Here is a 15721-nt window from a genome sequence, read left to right as displayed (position 1 = left end):
CACAACAGAGGGGAACGATGCGGTAGCAGGATTCCAGAAGAGAAAGAAAACTTTCTCGCTGGGTTTCCGGCACCGTCTACGCAGGAAGGATTAAGGCCTTGCGACCACCTGCGGTCTTGGACGGAGGTCGAAACCCCCAACCAATCAAGGCGCAAAATTATAGATTAAATTTTGCGCCTTGTAAAATCCATCAATTAGCCCTGAGCTTCCAGAGAAGCTTGGTCTACGGCAACACCGGCACCCATGGTGGTGGAGATGCTGACTTTCTTGATGAAGATGCCTTTGGCGGAAGAGGGTTTGCCCTTTTTCAGAGCAACCAGCAGAGCTTCCAAGTTTTCTTTCAGCTGAACTTCGTTGAAAGAAACCTTACCCAGAGTGGTATGGATGATACCATTCTTGTCATTGCGGTAACGAACCTGACCGGCTTTAGCATTCTTCACAGCTTCAGCAACGTTCGGGGTTACGGTACCCACTTTCGGGTTAGGCATCAGGCCGCGCGGGCCCAGGATTTGGCCCAGTTGACCAACAACGCGCATGGCATCCGGGGATGCGATCACGACGTCGAAGTTCATCTCGCCTTTCTTGACCAGCTCGGCCAGGTCATCCATACCAACCAGTTCAGCACCGGCAGCCTTGGCGGCTTCGGCGTTGGCACCCTGGGTGAATACGGCGACACGGATGTCACGACCGGTACCGTGCGGCAGTACAGTAGCACCACGTACGTTCTGGTCGGATTTACGAGCATCGATACCCAGGTTAACGGCAACGTCAACGCTTTCAACGAACTTGGCGGTAGCCAGTTCTTTCAGCAGGGCAATGGCTTCGTTGATGGAGTACTCTTTGGTACCGTCAACTTTTTCGCGAATAACGCGCATACGCTTGGAAAGTTTTGCCATTGTCTTAATCCTCCACTACCAGGCCCATGGAACGAGCGGAGCCTGCGATGCAACGTACTTTTGCATCCAGATCGGCACCAGTCATGTCCGGCTCTTTGGTCTTGGCGATTTCTTGCAGCTGAGCAACAGTCACCTTACCAACCTTGTCTTTGTTCGGCTTGGCGGAACCAGACTGGATACCAGCGGCTTTCTTCAGCAGGAAGGAAGCAGGCGGAGTCTTGGTTTCGAAGGTGAAGGAACGGTCGCTGTAAACGGTGATCACGACCGGAGTCGGTGAGCCTTTTTCCAGCTTTTCTGTACGAGCGTTGAACGCCTTACAGAATTCCATGATGTTCACACCGTGCTGACCCAGAGCAGGACCAACGGGAGGGCTGGGGTTAGCACTGCCAGCCTTAACTTGCAGCTTGATATAAGCTGTGACTTTCTTAGCCATTACGAAAATACCTCAAAAATGGGTTCTAGCGCCTCGGAGACATGCTCCTGCAAACGGCTCCCCAACAAATAAAGGGGCAGCGAATTATAGAGATAATCGCTGCCCCTGACAACCGTTAAACGTACAGAGTTTAATCAGCCCTTTTCGACCTGACCAAAATCCAGTTCTACCGGCGTTGAGCGACCGAAGATCAATACGGAGACCTTCACGCGGCTCTTCTCGTAGTCCACCTCTTCAACGGTGCCGTTGAAGTCAGCGAACGGACCATCGGCAACCCGCACCATTTCACCCGGTTCAAACAGGGTTTTCGGACGCGGCTTGTCGTGGGCATCTTGCAGACGATTGAGGATGGCATCCGCTTCCTTATCGGAGATAGGAGCAGGACGATCGGAGGTGCCGCCGATGAAGCCCATCACACGCGGCACATTGCGTACCAGGTGCCATGTGGTCTCGTCCATCATCATCTGGACCAGGACATAACCCGGGAAAAATTTGCGCTCACTCTTGCGCTTCTGGCCGGCACGCATCTCGACCACTTCTTCGGTCGGGACCAGCACTTCGCCAAACAGCTCTTCCATGCCATGCATCTTGATATGTTCACGCAGGGATTTGGCAACCCGGCCTTCATAGCCGGAAAATGCCTGCACGACATACCATCTCATACGTTGTTCACGTTGTTCAGTCATGGCTTTTCCTTACACACCGGTAATCAGGTTGACCAACCAGACCAAGGCACCGTCCAGAATGAACAGCAAGAGCCCCATCACGGCGGTCACCGCCAGCACAATCAGGGTTGTCTGAATGGCTTCCTGGCGGGTCGGCCATACGACCTTGCGGACTTCCAGGCGCGACTCACGAGCAAAAGCCAGTGTTGCCTTACCTTTGGTGGTTTGCAGGGCCACTGCACCTGCAGCAGCGATGACAACGACCACACCCAGGGCGCGGACGGCGGCGACAACGTCAGTGAGCAGGTAATTACCTACCACAGCGGCCGCCAGGATGATGAAAACCAGGCCCCAAAGAAGGGTATCCTTGCTTCCGCCCTGTCCCTCAGAACTAACACTCATACAACCCACCTGTATCTGACGTAACCAAAGACACAAAAGCCCCGTACGAGACGAGGTATATGGCAGGGGCGGCAGGACTCGAACCCGCAACCATCGGTTTTGGAGACCGCTGTTCTACCAATTCGAACTACGCCCCTGCATAAGAAAGCCCCTATTATAGGGGCTTTGCTTTATTTATGTAAGCCAAGATTAAGCGATAACTTTGGCTACAACACCAGCACCTACGGTACGGCCACCTTCACGGATAGCGAAACGCAGGCCGTCGTCCATCGCGATCGGAGCGATCAGGGTAACAACCATTTTGATGTTGTCGCCTGGCATTACCATCTCTACGCCTTCCGGCAGTTCGATGGTACCGGTCACGTCGGTAGTACGGAAGTAGAACTGCGGACGGTAGCCCTTGAAGAACGGAGTATGACGACCACCTTCTTCTTTGGACAGCACGTACACTTCAGATTCGAACTTGGTGTGCGGCTTGATGGAGCCCGGCTTGGCCAGTACTTGACCACGCTCAACTTCTTCACGCTTCACGCCACGCAGCAGGGCGCCAACGTTCTCACCAGCACGACCTTCGTCCAGCAGTTTGCGGAACATTTCAACACCGGTACAGGTGGTAGAAACGGTGTCTTTGATACCGACGATTTCTACAGTCTCACCAACCTTGACGATACCGCGCTCTACACGACCAGTAACAACGGTACCACGGCCAGCGATGGAGAAGACGTCTTCGATAGGCATCAGGAACGGCAGGTCAATGGCGCGCTCCGGCTCCGGGATGTAGGTATCCAGGTGGTGAGCCAGCTCGATGATCTTCTCTTCCCATGCAGCGTCGCCTTCCAGCGCTTTCAGCGCGGAACCACGAACTACCGGCAGGTCATCACCCGGGAAGTCGTACTCGGTCAGCAGTTCACGAACTTCCATCTCGACCAGTTCGAGCAGCTCTTCGTCGTCTACCATGTCGCACTTGTTCATGAACACGATCATGTACGGGATGCCAACCTGGCGACCCAGCAGGATGTGCTCACGAGTTTGCGGCATCGGGCCGTCAGTCGCAGCTACTACCAGGATCGCGCCGTCCATCTGGGCAGCACCGGTGATCATGTTCTTAACGTAGTCGGCGTGACCCGGGCAATCTACGTGGGCGTAGTGACGGATAGCGGTGTCGTATTCTACGTGGGAGGTGTTGATGGTGATACCACGCTCACGCTCTTCCGGTGCCTTGTCGATCTGGTCGAAGGCGAAAGCTTTACCACCGAAGTGCTTGGCCAGCACGTTGGTGATGGCGGCGGTCAGGGTGGTTTTACCGTGGTCAACGTGGCCGATGGTACCCACGTTAACGTGCGGTTTATTACGCTCAAATTTTTCTTTAGACATGATCGTCCCTCTAAACTAACGCTGAGTACGCGGTGGCAAGCTAACCACAGAACAGTTTATATGATGGATTTGAATCAGGGGGACAGAGAGGATGGTGCTGGCAGGCAGGTTCGATTGCCGAACTCACCCTAGGGTGTGGCTTTCAGAATTACCTGAGCCATATCAGCATCTTGGAGCGGGCAGCGGGAATCGAACCCGCATCATCAGCTTGGAAGGCTGAGGTAATAGCCATTATACGATGCCCGCATTTCTCTAACCCAAAGAACTCAAACCGCAGAGAAATATGGTGGAGGGAGAAGGATTCGAACCTTCGAAGGCAGAGCCGTCAGATTTACAGTCTGATCCCTTTGGCCGCTCGGGAACCCCTCCGATTGCATGAATGCCACAACGGTAATTCTGCTTGCACCCGTTGTTTTTGTCGCTTTTGCTGGGCAAATAGACGACAGACATCCAAGCGTCGCGCATTTTATGGTAAGGATTTTGGGGATGCAACCACTGTGCCCTGCAAAATGTGCATTATTGCCGGGATCTATGCAAAAAAACGCTCCTCCTCAGTCCCAACCGGACGCGTCCCTTGTCGCTCCCGATCCCTTGGTGTATGGTCGCCCTGCCCAAGAAACAGTGATGACACCATGACGACAGAGCATAACCCCTATTTGCAATTCACCCGCGAACAATGGGCGTTATTGCGCGATGCGGTCCCCCTGACCCTGACCGAGAGGGACCTGCACACCCTGCGTGGCATCAACGAGAAGGTGTCATTGCGCGAGGTGGAAGAGATCTATCTGCCCCTTTCCCGCCTGCTCAATCTCTACGTCAAGGCCAAGCAGCGCCGCAGTCGGGTGCTGGAGCAGTTTCTCGGCCAGTCCCGCGGCAAGGGCACCTACATCATCAGCATCGCCGGCAGCGTGGCGGGGGGAAAGAGCACCACGGCCCGCATCCTGCAAGCATTGCTGGAACGCTGGCCCGAGCACCCGCGGGTAGAGCTGGTCACCACGGATGGCTTCCTTTATCCCAACAAGGAGCTGGAAGAGCGCGGGCTGATGCGCCGCAAGGGTTTTCCGGAATCCTACGACATCCGCCATCTGGTGGAGTTTGTCGCCAACATACGTGCGGGTCACGAGAAGGTCGAAGCGCCGGTTTACTCCCACCTTATCTACGACATCCTGCCCGATGAGAAGAAGGTGGTGGAGCAGCCGGACATCCTGATCCTGGAGGGGCTCAACGTGCTGCAGAGCGGCATGGATTACCCCCAGGAGCCCCACAGGGTCTTCGTGTCAGATTTTGTCGACTTCTCCATCTATGTGGACGCCGACGCCGAGCTGCTGCGCGCCTGGTACATAGATCGCTTCCTCAAGTTCCGCAGCGGGGCTTTCTCGGATCCGGACTCCTACTTCCACCACTATGCCAAACTGGCGGAAAGCGAGGCGACCGAGATTGCCAGCAACATATGGCAAGACATCAACTATCTGAATCTGCAAGAGAACATCTTGCCGACCCGGGAGCGGGCCAACCTGATCCTGACCAAGGGACAAGAGCACGCCATCGAGCAGATCAAGCTGCGCAAGTGACCGCAGCGGGTCGCCGGATAACGAAGAGGGGGCCCGCGGGCCCCCTCTTCTATTGGGTTCTCATGAGCCAGTCTCGCTCAGTCGCCCCGGCGCAGGGAGATCTCTCCCCCCAGATAGAGTTTGACTCCCTCGTCCGTTTCCAGCCGCAAGGCACCGCGATCGTCGATACCCCGGGCTATGCCGCGGATCACCTGCTCCCCCATCAACAACTTCACCGGTTGGCCGGCAAAGTAGTCGAGCCGGTTCCAGCTCTCGACGAAGCTCGCCAGACCGCTCTGCTCGAAGGTCTGCATGGCCGCTTGCAGATGGAGGAGTACGCAGGCCGCCAGCTGGTTGCGATCCACCAGTTCGGGCTGAACCTGACGCAGCTCTGACCAGGCCTGATCGATCTTCTCCCCCTGCTGGCTCGGCATCGCCAGATTGAGGCCGATGCCGATCACCAGATGGCAGCTGGCGCCGGCGCTGCCGCTCATCTCCACCAGTATGCCCGCCAGCTTGCGGCCCTGGTAATAGAGATCGTTCGGCCACTTGAGCTCCACCCCGGGGTAGCCGAAGGATTCCAGCGCCTCCACCACGGCCACCCCCACCGCCAGACTCAGCCCCATGGCGGCCGCCATGCCCTGCTCGAGCCGCCAGTACATGCTGAGGATCAGCTGGCAACCGAACGGCGAGACCCAGGGCTTGCCACGACGCCCCCGACCGGCGGTCTGGCACTCGGCCAGGCAACTCTCGCCGGCGCTCAGCTGGTTGACCCGCTCAAACAGATACTGGTTGGTGGAGTCGATCACCGAGAAGCAGTGTACCGGCGCCATGGGGGCCAGGGCCTGCAGTTGCGCCTGATCATAGAGTGCCATGGGAACCGCCAGGCGGTACCCCTTGCCGGTCAGGCTGAACAGATCCAGCCCTAGCTCCTTGAGGGCGGCCATGTGTTTGCTCACCGCAGCACGGCTGATGCCAAGCTGCTCCCCCAGCTGTTCGCCGGAGTGAAACTGGCCATCGCTGAGCAGGGTGATCAGGGTCTGTCTGACGGGAGTGAGGGTCATGCCAGCACCTCGTCCAGCCAGGTTTCGCCGGTGAGCCCCATGAAGCGCACCTCGTGCTCCAGCACGACACCGAACTTGTGCTCCACGCTGTCACGCACATGGGCGGCCAGGGCGATGAGCTCCATGGCGCTGGCGCCCCCGAGGTTGACCAGCACCAGCGCCTGCTCCTGATGGACGGCGGCACGGCCGATGGCAAAGCCCTTGAGCCCGCACTGATCGATGAGCCAGCCCGCCGCCAGCTTGGCCTGCCCTTCCCCGGCCGGGTAGCAGGGCATCTGCGGATATTGCCCCTTGAGTGCATCCGCCACCGAGGTCGGCACCACGGGGTTCTTGAAGAAGCTGCCCGCGTTGCCGAGCACGGCAGGGTCCGGCAACTTGGCCATGCGGGTGGCACAGACGGTGTCGAAGATGGCCTGCGCACCGGGATGTTCGCCGAGGGCAGCCAGGGGACCATAACCGATCACGGGTTGCCAGGCCTTGGGCAGGCGCAACCCGACGGCGGTGATGAAGTGGGTGTCCTGATAATCGTGCTTGAAGATGCTGTCACGATAGCCGAACTGACAGTCGGCCGCGGCGATGCGCTCCACCTCGCCACTCTGCCAGTTGAATGCCTCCACATAGGCACAGAACCGGGCCAGTTCGACCCCGTAAGCGCCTATGTTCTGCACCGGGGCCGCACCGACTGTGCCCGGGATCAGCGCCAGGTTCTCCAGCCCATGCCAGCCCTGTTGCAGGGCATGGCACACTAGCTGATGCCACTCCTCCCCCGCCGCCACGTGCAGCAACCAGTGGCTGTCGTCATCCTGCAGCGCTATGCCTTTCATCCGATTGAGCACGACCAGACCGGCAAAATCATTGCAGAACAAGATGTTGCTCCCACCACCCAGCACCAGGCGCGGCAAGGCGCTCAGCTCCGAATTGGCCCGCAACTGGCAAAGATCATCCAACTGGGCCACTTCGGCCAGCCAGAGGCAATGTGCTTCCAAACCCAGGGTATTGAGGGCCGCCAAGGGGGCATGGGGAGTGAGTTTCATCTGCGTGTTCCGACAAGGGCAAGGGCGCAGTTTACCCCAGATCCCCCGGGACGAAAAACCCGGGTACTGTTCGGACTCAAACCGCTGGAGTAAAGTAAGCCCTTCAGCCCGTTGAGGAAGCATGAATGAACAATCAATTCGCCGTCATCGGCCTCGGCCTGTTCGGCAGCGCACTGTGTGAAGAGCTGCAGTTGCAGAATGCCGAGGTGCTGGCCATCGATATCGACGAGAGCAAGACCCGCCAGATAGCAACCCTGTGCAATCACGTCATCGTGGCCGATGCCACCGATGAGGCCACGGTCGCCGAGCTGGGACTGGCCAATTTCGACATCGTCTTCGTCGCCATCGGCGACAGCCTGGAGACCAGCATACTCACCACCCTGGTGCTGAAGGAAGCCGGGGTGAAGAAGGTATGGGTCAAGGCGCGTGACAAGTTCCACGCCAAGATCCTGCAGAAGGTGGGCGCCGACAAGGTGATCAACCCGGAGTGGGACATGGGTCGCCGGGTCGCCCAGAGCATGCTGGACAACCGGCTGTTCGACTATCTGGAGCTGGGACACGACATGGTGCTGACCGAATTCGTGATCGGTCTGCAACAGAACGGCCGTACCCTGGCCGATCTGCACCTGCTGCAACAGAGCGACTTCCAGTTGCTGGCCATCAAGCGCGGTGAGGTGCTGCACAACGTGCTGACCGGCAAGATGGAGCTGCAGCTCGGTGACATCCTGATCCTGGCCGGCAACAAGCACGCCATCGATCACTGGCTCGACACCCTATGATCAACTGGCGCAGCAACTACGCCTTCGCCCTGTACAGGGATACCGAGTCCCGCTGGAGTGAAGCCAGGCTGATCCTGGGCAGCTTTCTCATCATCTTGTTGGTCGGTACCCTGTTTCTGGTGCAGCCCTCGAGCCACAACGGCGAGGTCACCTTCATCAATGCCCTGTTCACCGCAACCTCGGCCATCAGTGTGACCGGGCTAGGGGTGGTGGATACAGGCACCGCCTTTACCCTGCAAGGGCAGATCATACTGCTGATGCTGATGGAGATAGGGGGCCTGGGCCAGATGACCATGACCCTGTTGCTCATCGCCATGTTCAGCAAGCGGGTCGGCCTGCGCCAGCAGGTACTGGCGAAAGAGGCACTGGGCCAGGAGGGATCGGTCAACATCATCCAGCTGGTGAAGCGCATAGTGCTGTTCGCCCTGATTGCCCAGCTGATCGGCACCGCCATCATGGCTATTCGCTGGGTGCCCGAGATGGGCTGGGGCCATGGCCTCTACGTCAGCTTCTTCCATGCGGTCTCTGCCTTCAACAACGCCGGATTCTCGCTGTTTGCCAACAACCTCATCGACTACAGAGACGACCCCATCATCAGCCTGACCATACCGGCCCTGCTCATCCTCGGCGGCCTGGGTTTTACCGTCATCGTCGATCTGGTGCGCAACCGTCGCTGGCGCAAGCTCAAGCTGCACAGCAAGCTGATGTTGCTGATGACCCCAGGGCTGCTGCTGCTGGGCACCCTGATGTTCTGGCTGCTGGAGCACAACAATCCCGCCACCTTCGGCAACGCCGGGCCCGGCGGCCAGCTGCTGGCGGCCTTCTTCCAGTCGGCCACGGCGCGCACGGCAGGCTTCAACACTGTGGACATAGGCCAGATGGTGCCCGCCTCCCTGCTGTTCATGATGATGTTGATGTTCATCGGTGCTGGTGCCACCTCGACGGGGGGCGGTATCAAGGTCACCACCTTCGCCGTGGTGTTGCTGGCCACCCGGGCCTTCCTCACCAAGCGTCCCCATGTCACCGCCTTCGGCCGCACCCTGTCACCCCAGATAGTGACCCGATCCCTGGCCATCATCATCGTCAGCACCATGGTGTTGATGCTGGCCATGTTCCTGTTGATGCTCACGGAGTCGCTGCCCTTCGACAAGATCATGTTCGAGACCGTCTCGGCCTTTGCCACCGTCGGCCTCTCCACCGGCATCACCGCCTCCCTGAGCGAGCCGGGCAAGCTCATCCTGGTGCTGGTGATGATCTGCGGCCGTCTCGGGCCGCTGACCCTAGCGCTGATGCTGGCCAGACCGAGCGAGACCCGGATCCGCTACCCGGAAGAGGGCGTCTATACCGGCTGATCGGCCGCCAGAACCAGATCGAGAGAGGGGCCCGGGCCCCTCTCTCTTTATCGCCTCAACTACCTGTCATGACCCCGGGCCACTCAGGCTGCCTTGCCTCTGGCCGGGCGCTTGCCCGCCCCCTTGCGGGGCGCCGCACCGGTGCCACTGGTCGACGAACTCTTGCGGCTGAAGCGCCGCTTGCTGGCCCCCGGCGCCTCCTTGGGCAGGGCGCTGAAGCTGGCTCCCGAATCCTGCCTGGCCCCCTCAATCAGGCCGTTGAGCTGATCGGTGAGCGGCCCCATAAATTGCTGGTAGCTGGCGTGACGCTCGGCGATCCGGCCGAGGTGCTGCTCCCACAGCGCCGTCATGTCCGGCGTGGTGGCAGTGGCAGGCAATGCCTGGATCAGGGCCCGTCCGGTCGGGGTCGCCTTGATGCTCTTGCCCTGCCGCACCAGGAAGCGGCGCTTGAACAGCAGATCTATGATGCCGGCCCGGGTCGCCTCCGTGCCGAGGCCATCTGTCTCGCGCAGGATCTTGCGGATCTCGGGATCCTGCACATGGCGGGCTATGCCCGTCATGGCGGCCAGCAGGGTGGCGTCGGTGAATGCCTTGGGAGCCTGGGTCATCTTCTCCAGCAGCTCGCCCCGCTCGCAGCGCAGCTCCTCGCCCTGACGCAGGGCCGGCAGGGTGCCCGCCTCCTCCTCATCGTCCTCTTCGACCCCGAGCAGCGCCTTCCAGCCCGCCTTGAGGATGCGCCGCGCCTTGGCCTGGAACAGGCCACCGGCGATGCGCAGCAACACCCGGCTGTCGTTGTATTCGAACGGCGGATAGAACTGCAGCAGGTACTGGCGGGCGACCAGGCCATAGAGCTTGCCCTCGTCGGCGGAGAGGCTGGCCAGGTTGCCATGCTTCTCGGTGGGGATGATGGCGTGGTGGGCATCCACCTTGCCGTCATTCCACGCCTTGCTGCGCAGCTTGCCATCTGCCTCGCTCACTGCCTTGGCCAGGGCCGGGGCCGTGGCGGCTATGGCATCCCGCACCTGGGGTGCCCGATTGAAGTGATCGCTCGGCAGATAGCGGCTGTCTGATCTGGGGTAGGTGATGAGCTTGTGGCGCTCGTAGAGGCTCTGGCAGACATCCAGCACCCGCTTGGCATCCATGCCAAACCGCTTGGCAGCATCGATCTGCAGGCTGGAGAGGTTGTAAGGCAGTGGCGCCGCCTGCTTGCGGGCTTGCTCTTCCACCTCCTCCACCCGGGCTGGCTGGCCCTGGATGCGCTCCACCACCTTGGCGGCCAGCGCCCGGTTGAGCACCCGCCCCTCCTCGTCCTGCCAGGGTGCGCAGGCCTCGGAGGGCAGCCACTTGGCACTGAACCCTTCGTTGCGCTCCGTCACCACATGGGCCAGCACCTCGTAGAAGGGTTTGGGCACGAAGGCATCTATCTCGAGATCCCGCCGCACCACCAACCCCAGCAGCGGCGTCTGCACCCGGCCGACCGAGAGCAGCTCGCTGCAGCCGGCCTTGCGCCCGAGCAGGGTATAGGCACGGGTCATGTTGATGCCGTAGAGCCAGTCCGCGCGGCTGCGCGCCAGCGCCGAGACCGCCAGCGGCACGAACTCCTTGTTGTCCCGCAGCTTGTCGAGGGCACGGCGCACCGCGGGGGGATTGAGATCGCTGATGAGGCAACGCTGCACCGGCTTGAGTTTGGGGTAGCCGAGGAAGTCGATCACCTCGTCCACCAGCAGTTGCCCTTCCCTGTCCGGGTCACCGGCATTGACCACGCAGTCGGCCTGCTTGATGAGCCGCTTGATCACGGCAAGCTGGCTCCTGGTCTTGGGTTTGGCCACCAGCTGCCACTGGCTCGGCACTATGGGGAGCTGCTCCATGCGCCACTGTTTGTAGGCAGCATCATAGGCATCGGGCTCAGCCTGCTCCAGCAGGTGGCCGATACACCAGGTCACCACGTCTCCCTGCGCCGTCTCGATGAAGCCCTCCCCCTTCTTGTGGGGCTTGGGCAGAACATCGGCGATGGCGCGGCCAAGGCTGGGCTTTTCGGCAATAAAGAGTCGCATGACTGACAAACCTGATCACTGTATATGCAAACAGTATATATCGAGCCTTTCGTAAAGCCCAACACCGGCCCATTCCGAGCCAGAAAGTCGCACTGGAGAGCAAAACGTCGCGACAGTGCCGTTTCCAGCATCATTCGTACGGATATGATGACCAAAAGAGAGCCAAATAAGGCTAAACTAACAAAGTTAACCATCTGGGTTTGATTTTAATTCAAACAAAAACGCCTTTATCAAATTTAAAACCAAGAAAAACCAATTTAAAGAATAAAAAGCATAACCGAGGTCAATCCCTCACCCGTCAAGACTACTACTATATTGGTAATACCCGATTCGAAGGACACTGCCGCCATGCTTGGAAAAATGTTGAGAAAGACCTGGTTCTGGCTCCTGTTGCTCGGAGCCCTGCTGGGCGTCGCGGCACTGGGAGTGACAGTCACAGTGCTGCACAAGACCAGCTCCACCGAATTCTGCGTCTCCTGCCACTCCATGCAGACACCGCTCGCCGAGTATCAGGGCAGCGTCCACTTCCAGAACGTGAAGGGGATCCGTGCCGAGTGCGCCGACTGCCACATTCCCAATGAGCCCGCCTCCTACCTCTGGACCAAGATCCGCGCCGTGAAGGACATCTATCACGAGGCGATCGGCACCCTCGACACTCCTGAGAAATACGAAGCCCACAAGCTGCGCATGGCCCAGACGGTCTGGGATCAGCTCAAGGCCAATGACTCCGCCACCTGCCGCAGCTGCCACAGCTACGCCGCCATGGACATTCTGGCCCAGCGCCCGAACGCCCGCGCCGAGCACCCGGTCGCCATCAAGGAGGGCCAAACCTGCATCGACTGCCACCGCGGCGTCGCCCACATCATGCCTGACATGAGCGGTCTGGCAGCCGCCGGCGCCAGTGAACTGGCTGCCGCCGCGGCCCAGACTCCGGCCAGCGTCACCACCCGTTACGCCATCGCCACCACGCCCCTGTACCTCGATGCCAAGGCCACCACGGACGAGGGCACCCTGATGCCGTCGACCCAGGTGGAAGTGCTGGCCAACGACAACGGCCGCGCCCAGGTGCAGATCGAGGGCTGGCAGCAGGACGGGGTGAGCGAGGTCTTCTACGCAGCCCCCGGCAAACGCATCCTGAGCGTGCTGGTCGGCGATGCCGCCAAGCAGGCGCTGGTCACCGGCAAGAGCGAGACCGACAGCGCCACCAACCTCACCTGGCATCAGGTCAAGCTGACCGCCTGGGTGGACGAGGCCCAGCTCATCGGCGATCAGGGCAAGCTGTGGCAATACGCCTCCACCCTGATGTCCAACAACTGTACCGGCTGCCACGGTCTCACCGCGCTGGATCACTTCAATGCCAACCAGTGGATAGGCGTCATCAAGGGCATGGAATCCCGCACCTCCCTCACCCCGGAGCAGGCTCGCATGCTGACCCAATACGTGCAGAAACACGCCAGTGACATGAGCGCGGCACACTAAGGCTGGAACAGAGGAATTCGATATGACTTTTTTCAATGATCAACAGACCAATCTGTCCCGCCGCAGCCTGCTCAAGGGCCTGGGGGCCTGTGCCGCCCTGCCCCTGCTCGGTGCCCTGTTCCCGAAACACGCCCTGGCCCAGGCCATCAGCACGGCGCTGGAGCAGTTCCCCACCCTGGTCCCCGCCCAGAAGGGCATACTGACCGGCGCCCACTGGGGAGCCTTCGAAGCCATAGTCGCCGATGGCCGCATGGTGCGGGTCCAGCCGGTGGCCGATGATCCGGCACCGAATGACCTCATCGACATGGCGCCGTTCCAGGTCCATGCCAAGAACCGCATCAAGTACCCCATGGTGCGCAAGAGCTGGCTGGAGCACGGCCCGGGCGCCAAGCCCGAGCTGCGCGGCGCCGACGAGTGGGTGCGGGTGAGTTGGGAGCAAGCCATCGAACTGGTGGCCGGCGAGATCCAGCGGGTCCAGCGCGACTTCGGCCCCCAGGCGATCCACGCCGGCTCCTACGGCTGGAAGAGTGTCGGCATGTTCCACAACAGCCGCACCCTGCTGCACCGCCTGATGAACCTCAGTGGCGGCTTCACCGGCTATGCCGGTGACTACTCCACAGGCGCGGCCCAGGTGATCATGTCCCATGTGATGGGCTCCATCGAGGTGTACGAGCAGCAGACCGCCTGGCCCAACGTGGTGGAGCACGCCGAACTGGTGGTGCTCTGGGGGGTCAACGCCCAGGTCACCCTCAAGAACAGCTGGAACATGCCGGATCACGAGGGCCAGGCCGGTTTCAAGGCCCTGAAGGAGAAGGGCACCCGCGTCATCAGCATAGATCCCGTCTACAACGAGACAGCCAAGCTGGCCAACGCCGAGTGGATAGCCCCGAACGCCTACACAGACGTGGCCATGATGCTGGGGGTGGCCCACACCCTTTATAGCGAGAAGAAGCACGATCAGGCCTTCCTCGATCGCTACGCCGTCGGCTTCGACAAGTTCCTCGACTACCTGCTCGGCAAGGACGACGGTCAGCCGAAGAGCGCCGAGTGGGCGAGCAGCGTCTGCGGTGTCGAGGCCAAGGTCATTCGCCAGCTGGCCCTCGACATGGCGGCCAAGCGCACCATGATCATGGCCGGCTGGGGCATGCAACGTCAGCACCACGGGGAGCAGCCGAACTGGATGCTGATCACGCTAGCGGCCATGCTGGGCCAGATCGGCCTGCCGGGGGGCGGTTACGGCTTCAGCTACCACTACTCCTCCGGTGGCAGCCCCACCGCCAAGGGTGGGATCCTGGCGGGTATCTCCGCCGGCAACGCGCCCAAGAACAGCCCGGCACCCATCCCGGTGGCCCGCATCGCCGACTGTCTCGCCAACCCCGGCAAGACCATCGACTTCAACGGCCGCAAGGTGACCTATCCGGACATCAAGCTGGTCTATGTGGCGGGCGGCAACCCCTTCCACCACCATCAGGACACCAACAACCTGCTCAAGGCCTGGCGCAAGCCGCAAACTGTGATAGTCCACGAACCCTACTGGACGGCTACCGCCAAGCACGCCGACATAGTGCTGCCGGTCACCACCAGCTACGAGCGCAACGATCTGGAGATGGGGGGCGACTACTCCCAGCGCTATGTGTTCCCCATGCACCAGTGCGTGCCCCCCCAGCACGAGTCCCGCAACGACTTCGATATCTTCAGCGCCATCGCCGCCAAGCTGGGTGTGCAGGAGCAGTACACCGAAGGTAAGGACGAGATGCTGTGGCTCAAGCAGATGTACGACGGCATGGCCGCCCAGGCCCGGGGTGCCCGGGTGGCGCTGCCGCCGTTCAGCATGTTCTGGGAGTCCAACAACTACATTCGTTTCCCGATCCCAGAGGCGAACCGCCAGTGGATCCGCCACGCCGATTTTCGCGAGAACCCGCTGCTCAATCCGCTCGGCACCCCGTCCGGCAAGATAGAGATCTTCTCCAACACGGTAGCGGGCATGGGTTATGCCGACTGCGCCGGCCACCCCAAGTGGTATGAACCCAAGGAGTGGGTGAAGAGCGAGGTGGCAGCGCGCTATCCGCTCTCCCTCAACACCTCGCACCCGACCCAGCGGCTGCACTCCCAGCTGGACAACACCCCGCTGCGGGACAAGTTCGCCATCGCCGATCGGGAGGCCATACTGATCCACCCGGACGACGCCAAGGCACGCGGCATCCAGGATGGGGACCTGGTGCGCGCCTTCAACGAGCGCGGCCAGATCCTGGTGGGGGCGCTGCTCTCGAAAGACATTCGCCCCGGCGTGGTGCGGATCTGCGAAGGGGCCTGGTTCGATCCGGCCAAACCGGGCGAGGTGGGCGCCATCTGCAAGAACGGCAACGTCAACTGCCTCACCTTCGACGAGGGCTCCTCCAGTCTGGCGCAAGGCAACTGCGGTCACATGGCCCAATTGCAGATCGAGAAGTACAGCGGGCCAGAACTCGTCAACACAGCCCATGAGGTACCGGCCCACGCCTGATGCCGGGATGAAGACAAAAACGGCGCCATAAGGCGCCGTTTTCTTTATCGCGGTTTTCGGGGTGACTCAGAAGTCTCCCTCCACCACTACTCTTGTGCACACTCCACCCGCTTTGCAGCCAGAGCGCAGACAAGGT

13 protein-coding genes and 3 tRNA genes are annotated in these 15721 nt (G+C 60.5%); 5 read left to right on the top strand and 11 right to left on the bottom strand.

Annotated features, from left to right (window positions below):
* Nucleotides 1-194: 194 nt before the first annotated feature.
* The 8 genes from rplA to ACF2JD_RS21250 all read right to left on the bottom strand — a co-directional run bounded on the left by rplA (nt 195) and on the right by ACF2JD_RS21250 (nt 4139).
* Nucleotides 195-896 (bottom strand): 50S ribosomal protein L1, encoded by a 702-nt coding sequence (rplA, locus tag ACF2JD_RS21285; protein ID WP_041206544.1) that lies wholly within the window; start codon nt 894-896, stop codon nt 195-197.
* A gap of 4 nt (nt 897-900) precedes the next feature.
* Complete coding sequence (gene rplK, locus ACF2JD_RS21280) at nt 901-1329, bottom strand: 50S ribosomal protein L11 (protein WP_016352267.1); 429 nt, start codon at nt 1327-1329, stop codon at nt 901-903.
* Nucleotides 1330-1463: 134 nt separating this feature from the next.
* Nucleotides 1464-2015 (bottom strand): transcription termination/antitermination protein NusG, encoded by a 552-nt coding sequence (nusG, locus tag ACF2JD_RS21275; protein ID WP_005323644.1) that lies wholly within the window; start codon nt 2013-2015, stop codon nt 1464-1466.
* A 9-nt stretch (nt 2016-2024) separates the two neighbouring features.
* Nucleotides 2025-2396 (bottom strand): preprotein translocase subunit SecE, encoded by a 372-nt coding sequence (secE, locus tag ACF2JD_RS21270; protein ID WP_042650611.1) that lies wholly within the window; start codon nt 2394-2396, stop codon nt 2025-2027.
* Between the two features lie 60 nt (nt 2397-2456).
* Nucleotides 2457-2533, bottom strand: a tRNA-Trp gene (locus tag ACF2JD_RS21265).
* 52 nt (nt 2534-2585) lie between these two features.
* Entirely contained in the window at nt 2586-3770 is a 1185-nt protein-coding gene (tuf, locus tag ACF2JD_RS21260) for an elongation factor Tu (RefSeq protein ID WP_106885567.1), read from the bottom strand.
* 171 nt (nt 3771-3941) lie between these two features.
* Nucleotides 3942-4016 (bottom strand) — tRNA-Gly (locus ACF2JD_RS21255).
* A 38-nt stretch (nt 4017-4054) separates the two neighbouring features.
* Nucleotides 4055-4139, bottom strand: a tRNA-Tyr gene (locus ACF2JD_RS21250).
* Nucleotides 4140-4402: 263 nt separating this feature from the next.
* Here ACF2JD_RS21250 and coaA point away from each other — a divergent pair.
* Complete coding sequence (gene coaA / locus ACF2JD_RS21245) at nt 4403-5341, top strand: type I pantothenate kinase (RefSeq protein WP_106885566.1); 939 nt, start codon at nt 4403-4405, stop codon at nt 5339-5341.
* Between the two features lie 77 nt (nt 5342-5418).
* On the opposite strand, the gene birA is transcribed toward coaA, so the two are convergent.
* Both birA and murB read right to left on the bottom strand, forming a co-directional pair.
* Nucleotides 5419-6384 carry a bifunctional biotin--[acetyl-CoA-carboxylase] ligase/biotin operon repressor BirA gene (gene birA, locus ACF2JD_RS21240; RefSeq protein ID WP_440988137.1) on the bottom strand — a complete coding sequence of 322 codons (966 nt, stop codon included), beginning with the start codon at nt 6382-6384 and terminating at the stop codon, nt 5419-5421.
* Nucleotides 6381-7418, bottom strand: a complete 1038-nt coding sequence (murB, locus tag ACF2JD_RS21235; RefSeq protein WP_395949120.1) for a UDP-N-acetylmuramate dehydrogenase — start codon at nt 7416-7418, stop codon at nt 6381-6383. The genes birA and murB overlap by 4 nt, the downstream gene beginning before the upstream one ends.
* A 125-nt stretch (nt 7419-7543) precedes the next feature.
* Here murB and ACF2JD_RS21230 point away from each other — a divergent pair, with 125 nt between their 5' ends.
* Together ACF2JD_RS21230 and ACF2JD_RS21225 are read left to right on the top strand one after the other, a co-directional pair.
* On the top strand, nt 7544-8197 hold the full coding sequence (locus tag ACF2JD_RS21230) for a potassium channel family protein (protein ID WP_106885563.1): 654 nt from the start codon (nt 7544-7546) through the stop codon (nt 8195-8197).
* On the top strand, nt 8194-9549 hold the full coding sequence (locus ACF2JD_RS21225) for a TrkH family potassium uptake protein (RefSeq protein ID WP_408837440.1): 1356 nt from the start codon (nt 8194-8196) through the stop codon (nt 9547-9549). Before ACF2JD_RS21230 ends, ACF2JD_RS21225 begins: the two co-directional genes overlap by 4 nt.
* An 83-nt stretch (nt 9550-9632) precedes the next feature.
* On the opposite strand, the gene ACF2JD_RS21220 is transcribed toward ACF2JD_RS21225, so the two are convergent.
* Nucleotides 9633-11603: a DNA topoisomerase III gene (locus tag ACF2JD_RS21220; RefSeq protein ID WP_408837439.1), complete on the bottom strand. Its 1971-nt coding sequence runs from the start codon at nt 11601-11603 to the stop codon at nt 9633-9635.
* 348 nt (nt 11604-11951) lie between these two features.
* Between ACF2JD_RS21220 and ACF2JD_RS21215 the strand changes: the two genes are divergently transcribed.
* Nucleotides 11952-13082, top strand: a complete 1131-nt coding sequence (locus ACF2JD_RS21215) for a NapC/NirT family cytochrome c (protein ID WP_440988136.1) — start codon at nt 11952-11954, stop codon at nt 13080-13082.
* 22 nt (nt 13083-13104) lie between these two features.
* Nucleotides 13105-15585, top strand: a complete 2481-nt coding sequence (gene torA, locus ACF2JD_RS21210; RefSeq protein WP_139743794.1) for a trimethylamine-N-oxide reductase TorA — start codon at nt 13105-13107, stop codon at nt 15583-15585.
* Nucleotides 15586-15721: the final 136 nt, after the last annotated feature.

This window comes from Aeromonas ichthyocola (assembly GCF_046087985.1).
GTDB lineage: Bacteria > Pseudomonadota > Gammaproteobacteria > Enterobacterales > Aeromonadaceae > Aeromonas > Aeromonas rivipollensis.
Note: the sequence above shows the minus strand (reverse complement) of the source record. Positions and strands in the feature narration are given on the sequence as shown.

Coding starts and splice junctions, on each gene's coding strand:
- birA (WP_440988137.1), bottom strand. CDS start 6,384: ATGACCCTCACTCCCGTCAGACAGACCCTGATCACCCTGCTCAGCGAT.
- tuf (WP_106885567.1), bottom strand. CDS start 3,770: ATGTCTAAAGAAAAATTTGAGCGTAATAAACCGCACGTTAACGTGGGT.
- murB (WP_395949120.1), bottom strand. CDS start 7,418: ATGAAACTCACTCCCCATGCCCCCTTGGCGGCCCTCAATACCCTGGGT.
- coaA (WP_106885566.1), top strand. CDS start 4,403: ATGACGACAGAGCATAACCCCTATTTGCAATTCACCCGCGAACAATGG.
- ACF2JD_RS21225 (WP_408837440.1), top strand. CDS start 8,194: ATGATCAACTGGCGCAGCAACTACGCCTTCGCCCTGTACAGGGATACC.
- torA (WP_139743794.1), top strand. CDS start 13,105: ATGACTTTTTTCAATGATCAACAGACCAATCTGTCCCGCCGCAGCCTG.
- nusG (WP_005323644.1), bottom strand. CDS start 2,015: ATGACTGAACAACGTGAACAACGTATGAGATGGTATGTCGTGCAGGCA.
- secE (WP_042650611.1), bottom strand. CDS start 2,396: ATGAGTGTTAGTTCTGAGGGACAGGGCGGAAGCAAGGATACCCTTCTT.
- rplA (WP_041206544.1), bottom strand. CDS start 896: ATGGCAAAACTTTCCAAGCGTATGCGCGTTATTCGCGAAAAAGTTGAC.
- rplK (WP_016352267.1), bottom strand. CDS start 1,329: ATGGCTAAGAAAGTCACAGCTTATATCAAGCTGCAAGTTAAGGCTGGC.
- ACF2JD_RS21215 (WP_440988136.1), top strand. CDS start 11,952: ATGCTTGGAAAAATGTTGAGAAAGACCTGGTTCTGGCTCCTGTTGCTC.
- ACF2JD_RS21230 (WP_106885563.1), top strand. CDS start 7,544: ATGAACAATCAATTCGCCGTCATCGGCCTCGGCCTGTTCGGCAGCGCA.
- ACF2JD_RS21220 (WP_408837439.1), bottom strand. CDS start 11,603: ATGCGACTCTTTATTGCCGAAAAGCCCAGCCTTGGCCGCGCCATCGCC.